At 58.8% G+C, this 16523-nt stretch carries 17 protein-coding genes; 5 read left to right on the forward strand and 12 right to left on the reverse strand.

Annotation, left to right across the window (positions count from 1 at the left end):
• Positions 1-35 precede the first annotated feature (35 nt).
• Positions 36-725 carry a hypothetical protein gene (locus tag AB1Z34_RS07600; RefSeq protein ID WP_367158157.1) on the forward strand — a complete coding sequence of 230 codons (690 nt, stop codon included), beginning with the start codon at positions 36-38 and terminating at the stop codon, positions 723-725.
• 44 nt (positions 726-769) lie between these two features.
• On the opposite strand, the gene AB1Z34_RS07605 is transcribed toward AB1Z34_RS07600, so the two are convergent.
• The 4 genes from AB1Z34_RS07605 to AB1Z34_RS07620 are packed head-to-tail and all read right to left on the reverse strand — an operon-like array spanning position 770 to position 4437.
• Positions 770-1456, reverse strand: coding sequence for a heme oxygenase (biliverdin-producing) (locus AB1Z34_RS07605; protein ID WP_367158158.1), 687 nt, complete (start codon positions 1454-1456; stop codon positions 770-772).
• Complete coding sequence (locus AB1Z34_RS07610) at positions 1449-2273, reverse strand: heme ABC transporter ATP-binding protein (RefSeq protein ID WP_048732012.1); 825 nt, start codon at positions 2271-2273, stop codon at positions 1449-1451. Before AB1Z34_RS07610 ends, AB1Z34_RS07605 begins: the two co-directional genes overlap by 8 nt.
• Positions 2273-3352, reverse strand: a complete 1080-nt coding sequence (locus AB1Z34_RS07615; RefSeq protein ID WP_049172506.1) for an iron ABC transporter permease — start codon at positions 3350-3352, stop codon at positions 2273-2275. Before AB1Z34_RS07615 ends, AB1Z34_RS07610 begins: the two co-directional genes overlap by 1 nt.
• 11 nt (positions 3353-3363) lie before the next feature.
• Complete coding sequence (locus AB1Z34_RS07620) at positions 3364-4437, reverse strand: hemin ABC transporter substrate-binding protein (protein ID WP_367158159.1); 1074 nt, start codon at positions 4435-4437, stop codon at positions 3364-3366.
• Between the two features lie 203 nt (positions 4438-4640).
• On the opposite strand from AB1Z34_RS07620, the gene AB1Z34_RS07625 reads away from it, so the two are divergent.
• Together AB1Z34_RS07625 and AB1Z34_RS07630 are read left to right on the forward strand one after the other, a co-directional pair.
• Complete coding sequence (locus AB1Z34_RS07625) at positions 4641-5189, forward strand: neocarzinostatin apoprotein domain-containing protein (RefSeq protein WP_367158161.1); 549 nt, start codon at positions 4641-4643, stop codon at positions 5187-5189.
• Positions 5190-5234: 45 nt separating this feature from the next.
• Entirely contained in the window at positions 5235-6419 is a 1185-nt protein-coding gene (locus AB1Z34_RS07630; protein ID WP_367158162.1) for an isocitrate/isopropylmalate dehydrogenase family protein, read from the forward strand.
• Between the two features lie 248 nt (positions 6420-6667).
• On the opposite strand, the gene AB1Z34_RS07635 is transcribed toward AB1Z34_RS07630, so the two are convergent.
• Together AB1Z34_RS07635 and AB1Z34_RS07640 are read right to left on the reverse strand one after the other, a co-directional pair.
• On the reverse strand, positions 6668-7549 hold the full coding sequence (locus tag AB1Z34_RS07635; RefSeq protein ID WP_367158163.1) for a VOC family protein: 882 nt from the start codon (positions 7547-7549) through the stop codon (positions 6668-6670).
• Positions 7550-7552: 3 nt separating this feature from the next.
• Positions 7553-7846, reverse strand: a complete 294-nt coding sequence (locus AB1Z34_RS07640) for an RNA-binding S4 domain-containing protein (protein WP_005510922.1) — start codon at positions 7844-7846, stop codon at positions 7553-7555.
• A gap of 163 nt (positions 7847-8009) precedes the next feature.
• Here AB1Z34_RS07640 and AB1Z34_RS07645 point away from each other — a divergent pair, with 163 nt between their 5' ends.
• Positions 8010-8537, forward strand: a complete 528-nt coding sequence (locus AB1Z34_RS07645; protein ID WP_049189801.1) for an HPP family protein — start codon at positions 8010-8012, stop codon at positions 8535-8537.
• Positions 8538-8903: 366 nt separating this feature from the next.
• Here the strand turns inward: AB1Z34_RS07645 and AB1Z34_RS07650 are convergent, their stop codons facing one another.
• Positions 8904-9779 carry an abortive infection family protein gene (locus AB1Z34_RS07650; RefSeq protein ID WP_070601361.1) on the reverse strand — a complete coding sequence of 292 codons (876 nt, stop codon included), beginning with the start codon at positions 9777-9779 and terminating at the stop codon, positions 8904-8906.
• 228 nt (positions 9780-10007) lie between these two features.
• Between AB1Z34_RS07650 and AB1Z34_RS07655 the strand changes: the two genes are divergently transcribed.
• Positions 10008-10703 (forward strand): acetyltransferase, encoded by a 696-nt coding sequence (locus AB1Z34_RS07655; protein ID WP_070601362.1) that lies wholly within the window; start codon positions 10008-10010, stop codon positions 10701-10703.
• Here AB1Z34_RS07655 and AB1Z34_RS07660 read toward each other — a convergent pair.
• From AB1Z34_RS07660 to AB1Z34_RS07680, 5 genes are read right to left on the reverse strand one after another with little or no spacing between them, the layout of a single operon-like run.
• Positions 10687-11337 (reverse strand): sugar transferase, encoded by a 651-nt coding sequence (locus tag AB1Z34_RS07660; RefSeq protein ID WP_367158165.1) that lies wholly within the window; start codon positions 11335-11337, stop codon positions 10687-10689. The two genes, AB1Z34_RS07655 and AB1Z34_RS07660, sit on opposite strands and share 17 nt — an antisense overlap.
• 10 nt (positions 11338-11347) lie before the next feature.
• Entirely contained in the window at positions 11348-12910 is a 1563-nt protein-coding gene (locus tag AB1Z34_RS07665) for an O-antigen ligase family protein (protein WP_367158166.1), read from the reverse strand.
• The gene (locus AB1Z34_RS07670) at positions 12907-14085 is read right to left on the reverse strand and encodes a DegT/DnrJ/EryC1/StrS family aminotransferase (protein ID WP_367158167.1); all 1179 of its coding nucleotides are present in this window, start codon (positions 14083-14085) and stop codon (positions 12907-12909) included. The genes AB1Z34_RS07665 and AB1Z34_RS07670 overlap by 4 nt, the downstream gene beginning before the upstream one ends.
• A complete protein-coding gene (locus AB1Z34_RS07675; protein WP_367158168.1) occupies positions 14085-15275 on the reverse strand; it encodes a glycosyltransferase family 4 protein in 1191 nt (396 codons plus the stop codon). The genes AB1Z34_RS07670 and AB1Z34_RS07675 overlap by 1 nt, the downstream gene beginning before the upstream one ends.
• A gap of 3 nt (positions 15276-15278) precedes the next feature.
• Positions 15279-16523 (reverse strand): lipopolysaccharide biosynthesis protein, encoded by a 1245-nt coding sequence (locus AB1Z34_RS07680; protein WP_367158169.1) that lies wholly within the window; start codon positions 16521-16523, stop codon positions 15279-15281.

Consider the following 16523-nt stretch of genomic DNA (forward strand, 5'->3'; position numbering starts at 1 on the left):
GGTTGGGCTCATCACAGGGGGAACACTTCCTCCTCGTGATTGGTACGTCCAGCATGTCGCATAACGAGTTCCCCAGCTCAGACCCCAACTACAATTCGAATCCTTCCACCGGTTCTTTCGGCCCCGTGTACCCGAACCAGGCACCTCAACCCCAACCACAGCCGCAGCCCCAATTCGCTGCGCAGCCGGCACCAACTTTCGCTTACGCAGCCCCGGCGTATCCGCAGCAAAGATCAGGTACTTCCGGCGCAATGATTGCGCTCATTTCAGTGCTGGTCGTGGTCCTGATGGGCCTGGTTGGCGCGGTACTTTATGTCACCCTGAGTAAAGATGACTCGGTAACTGCGGCCGACACACAGACGGCTGCCACTACACAGGCCGCTGCCGATGCTTCGAGCCAGCCCAACCCACCGGTCACACAGACTGAGACCGTGGTTGTTCAAGATTCGAGTGGCTCATCCGGTAATTCGGGCTCGTCTCGCTCATCGGGCCTGGCTGGCGGCAACCTCTCCAGCGCATGGAAGGGCACGTCCTCAACGAGCGATCCGTTCGTTCGAAATGTACACAGCGCCTACGTCCGCTACCGCAATTCCACTGGTGCGGAATCCGGCACCATCACGGCCTACAGCCCAACGACTGGCCTGACCTACAACATGTGGTGCCGCCCTGCTGGCGGCAACATCAAGTGCACGGGCGGCCGTAACGCAGTGGTGTACATCGGCTAACGCATACCGCCCCCCGCCACGGTCACAGCACTCCAGTCCGCGACCTACGCCACTGCGTCGTCTAGGCCGCCAGCTAGGTCGTGGAAAATGGCCCGGTTGAGACGAAATGCCTTTTTCGCCTCGTCAACCACGGCATTTTTATCGGCATCCGAAATGCCCAGCTCAGACAGACTCTGTCGGTAGCCGTCGCGGTAGGGCTTAATTTTTCCGATCGCGGAGAAGTCATAGAATCGGGTTCCCTCCGCACCGATGCCGTAGTGCTTGGCCAGCATGGACGCAATCACCTGGCCACCAGAAAGATCGCCCAGGTAGCGAACGTAATGGTGTGCCAATGCGGCGTTGGCGTTACCGTTGCTTTCGATTTCACGAAGCTCGGCCACGTAGTTCTTTGTCGCCTCCACTGGCGAGATCTTTTCCCGCCAGTCAGGCCCCACCAAATGCTCAAGGTCGGCCGCCAGAGCCTCCAGGCGCTCCAGCTGCGTATCGTAGACCGCGCTGACCTGCGGCGATTCCGCAGTGGATCGCACTGCCTGCTCCAACGCTTCGTACACAAAGTAGAGCTGACCAGTTAGATCGATGGCCGCCTGCGCATTCAGTTCACCCGCAAGCAGCCTCGACATGAAGTCGGAGTTCTCCGCTTCACTGTGGACACCCGCAGTCTCCACTTTGAGTCGCTCTGCCAAGGGCTGAGCAGCCAGCTTGTCATCCTTTTTAATCGTGTTTTCAACCATGATTTTCTTCTTTCTCTGCGAGGTTCGGAGACTGGGGTGAGAGATTGTGGCCCGCACGCTGAGGCACCAGCACGGGGTTGCCCGCGGAGTCCTGAAGCACTTCCACACCGATGCCGTAGACTTCGCTGACGGTCTGTGCATCCAGGGTTTCCGCAGGCGGGCCTTGCTTTACGACGCGCCCCTGCGCCACCACCACAACGTGATCGGCATACGCCGCTGCGGCGGACAAATCGTGCAGGACCACGACCACGGCTTTGCCCGCCGCCGCGCGGGCGCGCATCATTCCCATGATTTTTTCGGCGTGGTGGAGGTCCAGGGCCGCGGTCGGTTCGTCGAGAAGCACGACAGGAGTGTCCTGGTAGAACACGCGCGCGCTGTGGACGCGGGCGCGCTCGCCGCCGGAGAGGGTCGGGACTTCCCGGTCAAGGAGGTGCGCGACGTCGCATTCAGTGATGACTTCCGCGAGCAGCTCTTCGTTCGGGCAGCCCCAGGGGTTGCGTCCGAAGTTGATGACTTCGCGGCTGGTGAATGGCACGGACAGTTCTTGGCTCTGCACCAGGACGGCGCGGTAGCGGGCCAGGTCGGCGATGGAGAGCTCGGTAATGGAGTGCTCGCCGATCCGGACGTCGCCGCCACTGAGCTCATGGTCGCCGGAAAGCGCTGCAAGGAGTGTCGACTTTCCAGCACCATTCGGGCCGACCAGCGCGGTGACTTTTCCGGGCTCGGCGACCACGGAAATATCGTTGAGAATGCGGTGACCGTCCAGGGTGATGCTGACATTTTCGGCAGAAATACCCAGGCCAGAGTGAATTTCCATTAGTGCACCGCCCTCTTCGAACGCAGGAGCAGCCAGAAGAACAGCGGGCCACCGACAATCGAGGTGAGCATTCCCAGCGGCAGGTCCGCACCGGTGATCATGGTGCGGGCCGCGAGGTCGGCCAGCGTTGTGGCCAGCGCGCCGCCGAGGATGCATGCGGGAATCAGCGTGCGATGCGCTGGTCCCAGCAGCAGTCGTGCAGCGTGCGGCACGACCAGGCCGATGAAGACGATGATGCCGGAAAATGCCACTCCAGCCGCTACGACCAGGGACGTGCCAAAAATGATGGCGCGACGCAGCGTGACGACGTTAATACCCAGGTGGCGGGCTTGCGCTTCACCAAGACTCAGAATGTCCAGCTTGCGGTAGCTGACCCACATGGCAATTACGGCCGGAACTGTCACCAGCGTAATGATGACAACCTGCGTCCAGGTGGCGCTGGCAAACGAGCCCATCTGCCAGAACACAATGCGGTCGCGGGCAGCTGTGGAGGCTACGAATGTCAGGAGCGACACCAGACCACCACAGATGGAGTTCACAGCCACACCGACCAGAATGATTCGGGCGATATCGCGACCACCGTGCGCATTGGCGGCCACAATAGCCGTGGCCACCGCGCCACCAATAAAAGCTGAGACCGCAATGGCCCAGCTGCTGGCGAAGACACTCAACACTCCGCCGAGCACTCCGGAAAGCCCGGCGGCGGTGCCCAAAACTGTGGCGGTGGCAGCGCCAACGGCGGCGCCGGAGGAAACACCTATGAGGCCGGGTTCGGCAAGTGGGTTGCCGAACACCGCTTGCAGCGCCACACCCGCGAGGGCTAGCCCCGCACCAACGAGGCAGGCCAGCGCGATGCGCGGCAGTCGCACCTGCCACAGCACAGTATCGATGGGCTCTGGCGCATCACCGAGACCGCCATTGAACACTAGCCTCACCATTGAGCTCAGTGATTCGCCGATGGTGGCGCCGAACTGCCCTACGGAGGCCGACCAACCTATTGCCAGCACCAGCGCTAGGGCGAGTCCAATGAAAACGGCCACCTGTCTGAACGGACTAGTTTTGTTCGCGGTTGTCTGCATTGCTCAGCCAGTCACTTCCCCGCAGTCTTGTCAGCGCCATCACCAGCACCGCCACCGTAGAGAGCATCCGCAATGGCGCGAATCGCACGCGGCGACTGCGAGTCAAAGGACAGCAGCTGCGAATCGGGCACGTCCACAACGGACTCATTCTGGCCCGCCGGGGTCTGTGCGATGCCCGGGATTTCCTTCAAGCCTTCAATCCCGCCGACGGACTCCAGGCCACCAGACATAACCAGGATGGTGTCTGGAGCCGCAGCGATGAGCGACTCTGGCGTAATCGGCGTGAACGCACCCTCAATACCCACGCCCTCACCGGCATCAACACCGCCGAGACGAGTGATCAGCGAACGCCCACCGGAATCCGGCCCCGCAATCATGGCCACACCGGTTCCGCGCACGTAGAGGATCATCATCTTGCGGCCATCGGCCTTGGCCTGCGCGTACTCGGTCGCAGCCGCCAGCTCCTTGTCCAGGTGCTCCTTCACCGGGCCAACTTGGTCAGCCAGGCCGACTGCGCCCGCAACTTCGTCGATAAGCGTGTTGATGGTCTCGGGAGTGCGCTCGTCCGACACATGGACGACGGTGATCCCCGCTTTTTCAAACGTGTCGAAGACACGGCTAGGGCCAATCGTGCCATCGGTAATGATGAGCTCCGGCTTCAGCTTCATCACCGACTCAGCATTGACTGCATGTCCGCCAATGGTGAGGTTCGGCAGATCCTTTACCGCCGGGAAATCGGAGGTGGCGTCGCGCCCCACCAGACGGTCTCCGAGACCAAGCGTGTAGACCGCACGACTGAGTGCTCCCGCCCGGTCAAGCGTGAGAATACGCTGGTAGTCCTTGTCCGCCGCCGGTTTCGGGTCTTTCAGCAGCACTTCGGGGTTTTCCGAAGGCAGGTTCGCATGCGCGGCACCGTGAGCGGAAATGTTGTCGGCGCGCGGAACCGTCGTCACGCCAGCGCTTGACGACGATGCCCCCTCCCTCGCGGCATCATCGGAACCACAGGCGACTAGTCCTGCGACTAGGACAACACTCAGCAGTGTTCCGGCAAGACTGCGAACGCGACAGGCAGGCACGATGAACATATTCCCCCTCTGTAAGCTGACGCTGCACGGAGATAGACGACAAAAAGAATGACTAAATAACGACTAACACTAGTAACAAAGAGCTTAGAAAGGACTTTGCTCTACTCACCCAAAGAATCTTAGGCTATCTTTTAGTTCTAGGTTAGCCTACCCTTAAATAAAGATAGTAATTTCTACAGTTTTTCGGAAGGACGTTACCTCCTATGACTACTCGTACACTCCAGCGTCGCGCGGCTTTCCTGGCTATTCCGGCCGTCGCCGCACTTCCACTTCTCGCCGCCTGTGGCGCAGATGACGCGTCCGATGCCGCGCAGGATGCTGCCAGCGCCTCGGAAACCACCAGCTCGGCTGCAGATCAAGAAACCGACGCCAGCGCCGGCGAAGTAACCATGGAGGCCGAGCCGGTCAACGACCTGTCCGAGGGCGATGTCATCTCCGTCGATCTGTCTGGTCTCGACCCCGACTACGGCTACTACGCCGCACTCTGCGCCGCCGAGAAGGCTCCAGGCAACCCCGTCCCGGACTGCACCGGTGACCGCAGTGCCGGCACCCAGTCGCAGCAGTGGATTACCAAGAAGTCCGGCGGCACCACCACCATCGCCGACGACAACACCGCACACTTCGAGCTCAGCGTTGTGCCCACCGGCGAGGCCGTGGACTGCACCCAGCAGGACTGCGTGCTGAAGCTCTTCGGTGACCACAGCGAGGGCTTCGAGGACATCACCGAGATCCCGGTTACTTTCGCTAAGTAGGCCAAACCACACACGCGCAGGCGTCGCAGTCCTAGGCTAAGAGCCATGGAAACCGACCAGCCTGCGACTGCTTTAGAAGCGGCACCGCGCCGCATCACACTCCTGCCCGGCGACGGCATCGGCCCTGAAATCACCGATGCCTGCCGAGGACTCATCGCCGATGTCTTCCCACACTGGGAGCTGACAGAGGCACAAATTGGCTGGTCCCAGTGGTGCGCGCACGGCAATCCCGTCCCGCAGGAAACTTGGGAAACACTCGGACGCAGCGACGCCGCTCTGCTCGCGGCGATTACCTCCAAGCCCGCTCGAGAGGCTGAGGAAGAACTAGCACCGCATCTGCGTGGTACCGGCCTGACTTACCGCTCCCCTGTTCTCCAGCTGCGTCAGCGCCTCGACCTCTTCGCCAACATCCGCCCGGTCACCCTGCCCGGCGCGGCTGTCGACTTCACCATTGTCCGCGAAAACACCGAGGGTCTCTACAGTCACGACTATCTCCTCCCGCCTCACGACGCCCCGGCCGACTCTCCGCACCACCACCTGTGGGCAGAGGTGGTGGAGGACTCGACGGTGGCTCGCGCCGTCGATAAGCGTGGCGACGTTGCGATTTCTTTGCGCGTGACGACGTCCTTTGCGTGGCACCGCCTTGCGCGACAGGCGGCCAAGTTGGCTCTCGCGCGCCAGGCGGCAAACCCCGATTCGGAGGCCACGCCGACGGTGACGGTGGCGGACAAACCGAATATCCTGCGGGACTCTGCGCGTGTGATTCGCGGGGCGGTTGAGCAGGTTGCGGAGGAGTATCCGCAGGTCGCATTCGATTTTTCCAATGCGGATGCCGTGGCAATGCAGCTGGTGACCGACCCGGCGCGCTTTGATGTCATCATCGCGGAGAACCTTATCGGCGACATTCTCAGTGACATCGGCGCTGGGCTGATTGGCGGGCTGGGGCTGGCGGCGTCGGCGAATGTGGGCGATAACTTCGCGGTTTTCGAGCCGGTGCACGGTTCGGCACCTGACATTGCGGGTCGCGGCGTTGCTAACCCGGCTGCGTTTTTGCTCTCAGCGGCAATGTGCGCGGAACATCTTGGGCATCCGACCTCAGAGCTCGCACCGGCCGCCAAGCTGCGCCAGGCCGTCTACGCCGCGACTCGCACCGCGCCGACGCTGGATCTCGGCGGCACCGCAACTACCAGCGACTTTGTGGCTGCGGTGCGGGCGGAGCTGGGGTTGTAGGCATTGACTCAATTAAGAAGCGCAATTAAAGTGGTCGCTATCAATCCCAGCCGTTGACCCTCCGCCAATAAGGAGAGCGCCGATGACTGGGATTACTCATAGGGGGAGGGTCAAGAAGTATGAGTAAAAACAGGTATAACGCTGCGCAGGCTGTGCCTTTACGTGAAATCACTAACGAAGACGATCCTTTACACGTTAACTACACCGGAAAACAGGACCCTGAGGACGACGAAGAAGAGCTCTAGCTCCTACTGGAACTGGCTGAGGTCAATGCCTTCCAGCGGGTCGGACTCGCGGATGTCGTCCTCCGGTGGCAGCGGCACCTCGCAGAGGACCACGGCCGCACCACACGGATCCTGCACGGTTGCCAGCGGACCGAACTCGGTAGCCTGCGGGGCAACGAGCACGGAACCGCCCAGTTCCTCAGCCTTGGCGACAGCGGTGTCGATGTTCTCCACGCCAAGGTAGGCCAGCCAGCCAACGAAGCTCTTATCTGCCGCATCGGTCTGTGCAGCAACCGAGCTGGCTACCAAACCTGCGAACGGCGCCCCGTCTTCCATCGCAACTGCGAAAGTGCCGTGCTCGTTCTTGTTGCGCACTGCGATTTCCCAGCCAAAGAAGTTGTGATAGAAGTCCGCGACCTGCTCAAAGGTCTCCTCCGAGCCTGCGACTAGCTCGAACCACACCGGGGTGCCGGGCTCGCCCGCTGCGATGAAGGCCTGCTCACCCGGCTGTTCCAGCAGCCCAATCAGGCCGCCGGCGGGGTCGGAAACGACGGCCATCGTGGATCCGTCGACAAGCGGAGTCGGTTCCTGGAAGACCTCAGCGCCGAGCTCGCGCGCCTTCTCGACGGCACCAGCGGCGGAGTCGACATGGAAGTTCACGCGCCACTGGTTGACGAAGGCATCCTCAGCGTCCTTATCGGCCTCAAGCAGCACCGACACCGGCATTCCGGACAGCATGGCAACGCGGCGACCAGCGGATGCCTCGCGGGCATCCTCATGGATTGGCGCAGTGTTGCGGTAAGCCCATCCGAGAACACCACGGTAGAAGCGCTCGGTCTTACGCGGTGCAGCGGAGAGCAGATCTACGCGCAGGGGCATGCCAAATTCGGCGGGAAATGCGGGCATGAGTTACAGGTTCCTCCACTTTTCAGGATCAAAGTCATCATCGGCGGTGGCCTCATCAAAGTAGTCATCATCGACTTCATCGGCGGTGGCCACGCGTGCCGACATACCGGCAACAGAGACGACGTCCCCTGGACGCAGCACCTTGCCACGACGAGTGTCGACCTCACCGTTCACGCTGACCTGGCCCTCAGCAATGAGTTCCTTGGCCAGACCGCCCGTTTCCACCAGGTTTGCCAACTTCAGGAATTGCCCGAGACGGATGGACTCATCCCGGATTGCGACATCGATAGGCTCCATGTCCTTAAGTGTGTCATACCCGGTGAAAATGGTCGGGGTTGGTTCGGGTCTGGTTCGGCTTTGGAGGCTTGGGAGACCTGGGAGCCACCCCATTTAAACTTCTATTTCAATAAAAACCTCGAACCGCGACGCAGATGAGGCAGCACACCCTAACATCGTTCTCATGTCTAATTCACGGTCTCCGAAGTGGCCCCGGATCGCCAGCGAAGCGCCACCTCGCCCTCCGCTACGCCATGTTATCGCCGCCTCGGTAGCCGTGAGCCTGCCGCTTATGACCCTGGCACTCATCTCAACTTCTGTCTCTGACCTGCTATTTCTGCCTCCTATTGGCGCTGCCATGGCGCTTATTGTCGGTGCGCCCAACTTGCCTCTGGCTCAGCCACGAAATGTCGTGGTCGGACACCTCATCGGCTGCACGACTGGCATCGCAATTCTGCACATGTTGGGTTCGACCATCATTGCTGCAGCGGTTGCCGCCGGCGTCGCCTTCGCGCTCATGCTTCTTGCTCGCGCGGCGCACTCCCCTGCCACCGCTACCGCTATGGTCACTGTGCTGATGCCACACGGTCATGGGCTTGCCAACGATTTCCGCTTCATAGGCTTCATTTTCGCTTCGTCGATCATGATCGTGATGCTTGGCATCCTCGCAAATCGACTGCGCGGCCTCCGCTATCCCACATACTGGTGGTAGGTGGATTCGGAGCTCAGCCTCGAACCAGCGCCAGGGAAATCTATGGATTCACTACTAGGCATCTTTGCAGCCCCAAATATAGTTCCGTCGCACTTTCTATAGTGATTTCTCGCTTTACGGCGAACACAACCTAGGCTTTCCTAGGTTATGAACTTTTACCTTTCCGAACTGCAACGAGAAAAACTCTAATGGAGCTTTTCGAGACACATCCACCAACGTTTAGATAGCTCGAACCTTTCCCCATTTCTCTAACGGAAAAATAGGCCGCCAAGAGCCTACTACAGAGACCAAGTAAATCCAGCTGAAGAATCACTAGATACAGATAACTTTTTAGTAATGAGAGAAAAGACCAAAAAATTTCAATACTTAAAAGGGAGATATCTGCCGTTGGTTATAGACTCCGAGGACATAACGACACCACGCAATAGCAGAGTCCACTGCTAAATCCGCAGTTACTTTATCGAGTTCTGGAACTTCATTCATTCCATGTCCTGAGTCAGTTTGGCGAGACCTTAGGTCCGCTACACCCTGAACCATCTTATTCAGTCCTCTACGTACCGACTCGAAAGCTTCGCTTGTCATCAAAGCTCCCCCTGATTCGCCAATTCCTAGCATTTTATGCACTTTGGATGCCCTCTCCATCACCCTGAGATCAATGATTTCCGAATCCTTCATTCCCATAGCGGAAAGAATTGCAGCAGCGACTGCTTCAATTACATCCTTCGCGTAACCTACGACTTCCAAGTAGTCATGCTCGATTGTTAAAGCTCGGTTTAGCTTCTTAACTTTTCGCGTAACCCCATCGATTGAAGGCAGATTACTCAAATCGAAAAGATCAAGAGGAACCCCTTCCGGCTCCTCAATCCTCTGACTCTCCAAAGACAACCTAAAACCATCTTCACGGCAAGCGCGGCTGAGATCTTGAATCAAGGCTTCATACCTTAATTCACCCTCCCAGTCGGAATAGTCACTATTCCGAAGCATCTGACTCAAAGCCCGAAGTCCCCGTGATGCTTCTTCTTGGTTGCCCCAGTCCACTCGTTTAGAAAAATTCTGCCCAATTTCAAGCGATGAATAAAGGTTTGGGTTATCCTTCAAAGCTTCAGGGTTCGGAGTATCGGGATGGAAGAACTCGAATCGAGCCCAGCACATATATGTCTCATACGGGGTCAGGAAATCTGTTAAACCCATCGCTGCACCACGGATATTTACGCTGACTAAATCAGGATTTTTCTTAACCATCTTCTTCTCTATCTCCTCTCGTCCTTAACCGCATACCCTCACGCGACCTTCTCCATCTGCTTCTTATCAGCATCTTAACTAGCAGGCCGGAATGAACAGCCTCGTTAAACGATGGTGCTTCGAACGTTGGCACCCATACACAATCGCCCCCTAATCTCTTAGCGTGCAAATTCACTTCGACGCTTTTGCCCTGGCGGTGCCGCTATACGGCATGGGACAATTGTCCTCATGCCAAAGCAGTGGATTAACAACACGACGACCGAAAAAATTGTCATCGTCGGCGCTGGTGGTTTTGGGCGAAACGTGGTCAGCTTCATCAAGGACATCAACGACTACGCAGCAGCCAACGGCCTACCACCGCAGTGGGAAATCCTAGGCATTATTGATGATGGCACCCCAGATATGACCTTTTTCCACAAAATGGGCGTGCAACTCTTGGGCAAAACCGAAATCCTCGCGGACTTGCCCGAGGGGGTTTATTACACAGTCGCAATCGGTAGCGGCGCAGCTCGACGTTCGATTGCGCAACGCGCAGATGCCGAAGGGCTCGTGCCTGCGACTCTGGTCCACCCAGACACCAGCATTGGCGCGCTGGTCTCGCTCGGAGAGGGCACGGTCATCTGCCCCGGGGCACGCTTGACCTGCAATATTGAGGTAGGCAAGCACGCCCAAATCAATATGAATGTCACAATCGGCCACGATGCAGTGCTGCGGGACTACTGCACAATCTTCCCGCTCAATGCCGTGTCGGGCTTTGTCACGCTTGGCGAGGCCTGCACACTAGGCGCCAACTCCGTAATCAACCCCGGCCTCACCGTCGGCGAGGGAGCTTACATCGGATCCGGAGCCGCAGTTACCAGAAACGTCGATGACTACACCGTTGTCGCCGGTGTTCCCGCGGGCGTAATTAAGAACCTGCGTTAGCCGAAACGTCCTTATCCGACGAACCGGTGAACTCGGTCATGGTCACTTGCCCCTCTTCCGAGATCCCTTCACGCTTGAGCACCACCAAGATCGTGTCGAGCAGAATCTTTGCATCGAGCAGTAGCGACCAATTATCCACGTACTGCACGTCGTACTCGAAACGCTCTTCCCAGGTGATGCCATTGCGGCCCGACACCTGGGCAAGCCCCGTAATTCCCGGTGGCACCTCATGGCGGCGTGCTTGGCGCGGCGAATAGCGCTCTAGGTACTTCATTCGCAGCGGACGCGGGCCAACGAGGCTCATATCGCCACGCAGAACGTTAAAGAGCTCCGGGAGCTCATCCAAGCTTGTGGACCGAAGGAATTTTCCTACCTCCGTGAGGCGGGAAGCATCGTCGACAAGCCCCTTTGCCGGATTGACGTGATGCATCGTCCGGAACTTGAGGATATTAAACGGCTTACCATCCTGGCCCGGGCGTTCCTGGCGGAATAGGACTGGCTTTCCCATGGAAAGTCGCACTGCCAGAGCTGTAGCGCCCATAACTGGCGACAGCACAATCAAGCCTGCTGCAGATGCCGCGATGTCGACGCCACGCTTAATTACCCGTTGCGCGCGGATGCTCGGTGAATCCATTGGTTATCTCCTATTTTTCGTTGAACACGTCGCGCAAGAACTCCGCGGCACGCGCATCGACTTCCGCACTGGAACGGTTCCTGACCAGCCATCCGATTGCACCCACTGCACCGGCCGCGGCAAACGACGCTGCCGCAACGCGCAGTTTCTTGTGGTCATTCTGGTTGTCAGGCGCACTTTGCTTGACGACGGCCACCGCTGGCTCCAGCTCCGGCACAACCGGCTCCGCGGTATCGGTGACCATGACTGGTTCGGGCTCGACTGCGGGTTCTGGTTGCGGCTGCTCATCCAGCTCTGGTTCTGCCGATGCTGCGTCCTTGCGCCGTAGGCTCAGCATCGCAAATGCTGCTGCAAAGCCAAATAGCCATAGCGAACGGGAATCGTAGTAGTAGCCGGAAAAAACCTGTGCCACAAGAACCGCTAACGCCACAGCTGCGGTCAGACCAGCTTGAAGAAACTTGAATAGGTGGCGACAGGCGATTGCCAACACAACCAGCACAATCACAAGCAGGCCGATTCCTATGACACCCGCTTCAGACCCGACTGTGTAGAAGATATTGTGCGGATGCTCCAGTGGACGTGAAGACCTCGGTGTCGACAGCACAACGAAGCTATGCAGGCCTCCACCAAAGATGCGGTGTTCACCCATGATTCGGAAAGCTTCATCATGGAGATAACCGCGTCCGGAATCATGCTCTTTTTCGAAGGTCAACTGGATAAAGCGCGTCTTAAAGTACTCTTCAATCTCGGTACCTGCGATGAACCGCGAGTATCCATACGCGACCGCTGCGGCGACTGCGACGTAAAAAACAGTCGCCCACTTCCAACCCCAGTGAAAAAACACAGCTATAGCGGTAAAGAGGACTACCACGGTGGTAGCAACCAGTACACCGCGGCTTCCCGACGCAACGAGACCGTAAGCAAATGGTGCAGCGAACAAGAGAACTGCCCACATGAACTTGCGCCACAGCATAAAAAACACAGCTGCCGCGATGCCGTACAGCATGAAACGGGCAAAGACATTCGGGCCACCGCCGAACGCCGTCATGCGTCCGACATATTTCGGACCAGTAATGCCACCGTAGAGAAAAATAAGCGAGCAAATGGCTACTGCTAACCACAGCCATACCAGTGCCTGAGGATGCAAATAGAACAGTATTGCTGACATCGTGGCGATGAGCCCAAGCGTTATCAACGCAGTAACGACAGGAGCAACTTCGGCAGCTTCGGGGGCCCACAGTCCGGACAGCATCATCCAGAACAACCAGGCATAGAAAGCCACTAATGCCCACACGGCCATCGGCCACTGCTTTACATTGCCAGCGCCTTTCATCGCATTCAGCCAACTCTGGCGCTGCGCTTCTGGGGTGCCGATGGCTGTAAGGATTGCAACGATTACCAAAATCGGCAATGCAAGAGAGAGATCAGGAAGCGCCGAAGAGACGTCCTTCATCGTCGTGTCGCCAACGTAGAGAACACCAGCAAACATTCCCGCGGCCACCACAATAAACAGCGACTGCAGTATTGGTTTTCGCTGTTTTACAGTTTCTCCAGCTACCTCTGTAGAAGTCATCCCAGCACTTCCTTCAAAACACCTATCACCCGCACGACGTCGTCATCGTCCAGCGCCGGACCACTAGGAAGAGTAATGCCACGGGAGAAAAGATTCTCAGCAGTGCCGTTGATGCTGGCTCGTGCGCCCTCGTATACCGGCTGCAGGTGCATCGGCTTCCACAGGTGACGAGCCTCAATGTTGGCATCACCAAGTGCTGCAATCACGCTGTCCGGGGTCAGCACGCCCTTATCGACGGCCTCCTGCGGCAGCACAATTGAGGTCAGCCAGCAGTTTTCGGTGAAACGCTCGTCGGAGTCAGAGAGCAAGCGGGTACCTTTACCAGGGGCATCGTCGTCAAGCGAGGCGAGCAGATCGATGTACGCATCGCGAATCTGGCGGCGGCGAGCAATCATGCCGTCCAGACGCGAGTGCTGCGCCCGCCCCAGTGCGGCAAGGAGATTGGAAAGCCGGTAGTTGTAGCCGATTTCGGTGTGCTCGTACCAAGCGACGGGCTGACGCGCCTGGGTGGACAGGTAGCGCGCGCGAGCGATGAGATCGGCATCATCGGACAGCAGCATGCCACCGCCGGATGTGGTCATAATCTTGTTGCCGTTGAAAGACAGCGCGGCGGCATGGCCGAAACTGCCGGCCGGCTGACCATCGACACTGGCACCGAGCGCCTCGGCGGCGTCCTCGATGAGCGCGATGCCGAGTTCTCCCAGGCGTGGCGCGAAGGCCGGGTAATCGGCGCAGCGGCCAAAGAGGTCCACAATCATCACGGCGGGAACGCTCTTGCCCTCGGTGAGCAGCTCATCGACGGTGCGGAGCAGCAGCTCAGGGTCGATGTTTCCGTCCTCTGCCGCATCGACAAACACCGGCGTAGCGCCGACGTAAGCGATGGCGTTGGTCGTGGCCGCGAAGGTCATGGTGGAAACCGGAATGTAATCGCCTTCCCCAATGCCCAGTGCGAGCAGCGCCAAGTGCAGGCCAGCGGTGCCGGAAGACAGCGCGAGCGCGTGCTCAACACCGCAGCGCTTGGCAATCTCCGCTTCAAACGCGTCTACCTCGGGACCCAGCGGAGCTACCCAACCCGAGTGCAGAGCGCGAACAACGGCCTGTTCTTCTGCTTCGGTGACTGTCGCGAGCGAAAGAAAGATCCGCTCATTGGGCTTGTTAGCGTCGGCGTTAGTCATTACTTCTGCACCTTTCGGACGCGGTTGAGTACCTCGATGAGCTGGGAGTACAGGCTGTCACGGGCAAAACGCTTCTCACCCAGTTCGCGGTTTCGCTGTCCCGCTGCGCGCATCTCATCGCGGTCGGAGATGATCTCAGCGAATCGCTTGGCCGCGTTCGGAATATCGCGCGAGAGACGCCAACCGGCATCGTGCTCGGTTGCGGCTTCCTCCAGCCAGCCACCGTGGTTGAACACCACCGGACGCGATGCGGCCATGGCATCGAAGACCTTGTTCAGGGAGTTTCCCTCCAGGCAGGGGTCATCACGCAGCGGCGATAGCGCGATATCGGCGGCAGACACGTACTTGGCGACATCTTCCTTCGGCTGACGGCCGAGGAACATCGCATCGGCATCGAGGCCAGCGTCCTTGGCGCGCTGGTACAACGCGTCCGAGTCGCTTCCCTGCCCCAGCAGGACAAAGCGCACATTCTCCACGCCATCACGACGCAGCTGCGCCGCCAGATCCACAAGCCACTCCAGTTGGTAGGACATACCAAAACCACCGGCATAGACAGCCACCACGTCATCGCCCCAGCCCTGATCCTTGCGGAAAGCTGCGCGCTGCTCGGCCGGGACATCAAAGCGCTCAAAGTCCGACGCATTCGGAATGACGGTCACACGCTTCTTCCGAGCGACCTCTTTGACGCCATCGGCCATCGACGGCGACAGCGCCACGACCTCGCTCGATGCCGCATAAAATGCCTTCTCCAGCTGCTTGGCCAAGAAAATTGCCACCGGATTATTGAGGTAGCCCAACTTGATCGGCACCTCTGGCCACAGGTCACGGATCTCCGCCACCAACGGCGCACGCTGGGTAAACTTCGCCACAATTCCCGGAACCGCCACAGTCAGCGGGGTCGAGGACGCATAAACAACGTCGGCAGGCACACGGGCAGCGACCGCGGAGGCGCGCACCAGGAAGTTCAAGAAACTGACAATGCGCTCGCGCTTCGACATTTCATTGCGGTACGGAATCGCTAGACGACGCACGTGGATGCCATCAACCGTTTTATCCATGGCCTCATCGCGACCACAGATCATTGTCACGTCGTGGCCTGCAGCGGCCATTCGGCGGGCGAACTCGTACGGTCGGGAACCACCCGGCTCACCGGGGAGAACAAAGTGCTGGTGGATATAAGTGATTCGCATTGTTTAGGCTTCCTCGATTACGTCGACGGGGAGTTCTTCGGTGGTAGTTGATGGATTCTTCTGGCCTTCGCTTGGCCGCATCAGCGCCACTACCGCGACCACGGCTGCTGCAAAATAGACAACTGCGCTGGTCCACGCGAGACCGAGGGCGTCTCCGAGAAGAATGCCAATCGGGTAACAAACGACAGCGATAACGGCGGAAATAAGCTCCACTCGGCCAATTCGACGGGGATTGTCACTGCCGAGAATTTCACCGCACAGGTGTCGGTAGCAGCCGAGCACCACGGCCGCGATAGTCAGTGGCAGCACCAACTCCCGGGCAGGCTCAAACTCATGGCCGAATACCGGCACGATAAGGAAGTAGAGTGCCACACCACCGAGTGCACCAAGTGCGCCGTACGCTGCAGTGACTATGCCAAGGTGTCGGAGCACACGAGATGGGGTGAGTTCGCGACCCCTCTGGTCGCTGGTGCGCTGATCGGCGACTGACTGCGCGATCCAGTACAGCGGTTCCGTCGCCGTCGCCACGACTACGAAAAGACCTAACGACGCCGGTGAGGCCAGCGCCGGCAGCAAAACGCGACCCAAGCGTGTGGTCGTCAGCGGCCCCAGGCCCGATGCGATAAATGGGGCATTTGTTCGAGCCGTCTCTACCACTCCGCCAACACGGGAATCGGTGTGTTTGCGTGACTTCGCTAGCGACCAGATTGCCAGTGGCAGTGCCGGGAAGATATAGGCTGCAGCCCACCAGCGCCAGTCTTCGACTCCGGCGAAATATAGCGCAGCGCTAATAAGCAGTACTGAGCCCTGGAAACCGATGAATACTACGACGAAGAAGGACACTCGATGGCGGCTGATAGCCATGGCACGAACCATGGAAAATGACACGGTAACCAAGGCGACGACGCCGGCCATCGCCGTCCATGGTCCGTAGACGACACCTGCAATGGCACAGGCAATCAGAGCGACTACAGTCATGGCGAAACCACTCGGAATGAGACCGTGGTCGTAATCATCGCGGCGCAGCAAAAGCCGATCGGCCCCAAAGCCGACGAATGGCGCCACAATATAGGCGAACTGCAAAACGGTAGCGACCTCGCCTCGACCGGCGGGCCCCAGCACTCGCGCGGAAAGAATACTGACCACAAAGGCGACGACTGCGGCGAGCGCTGAAGCTGCCGAAATCGTCGCAACTGTTCGAACTCTTTGCGCCAGCTGCCCGGAGTTAGAGGAGCTGGTGGTTGTCAC

It is taken from the genome of Corynebacterium sp. 045007, assembly GCF_040743205.1.
GTDB lineage: Bacteria > Actinomycetota > Actinomycetes > Mycobacteriales > Mycobacteriaceae > Corynebacterium > Corynebacterium jeikeium_D.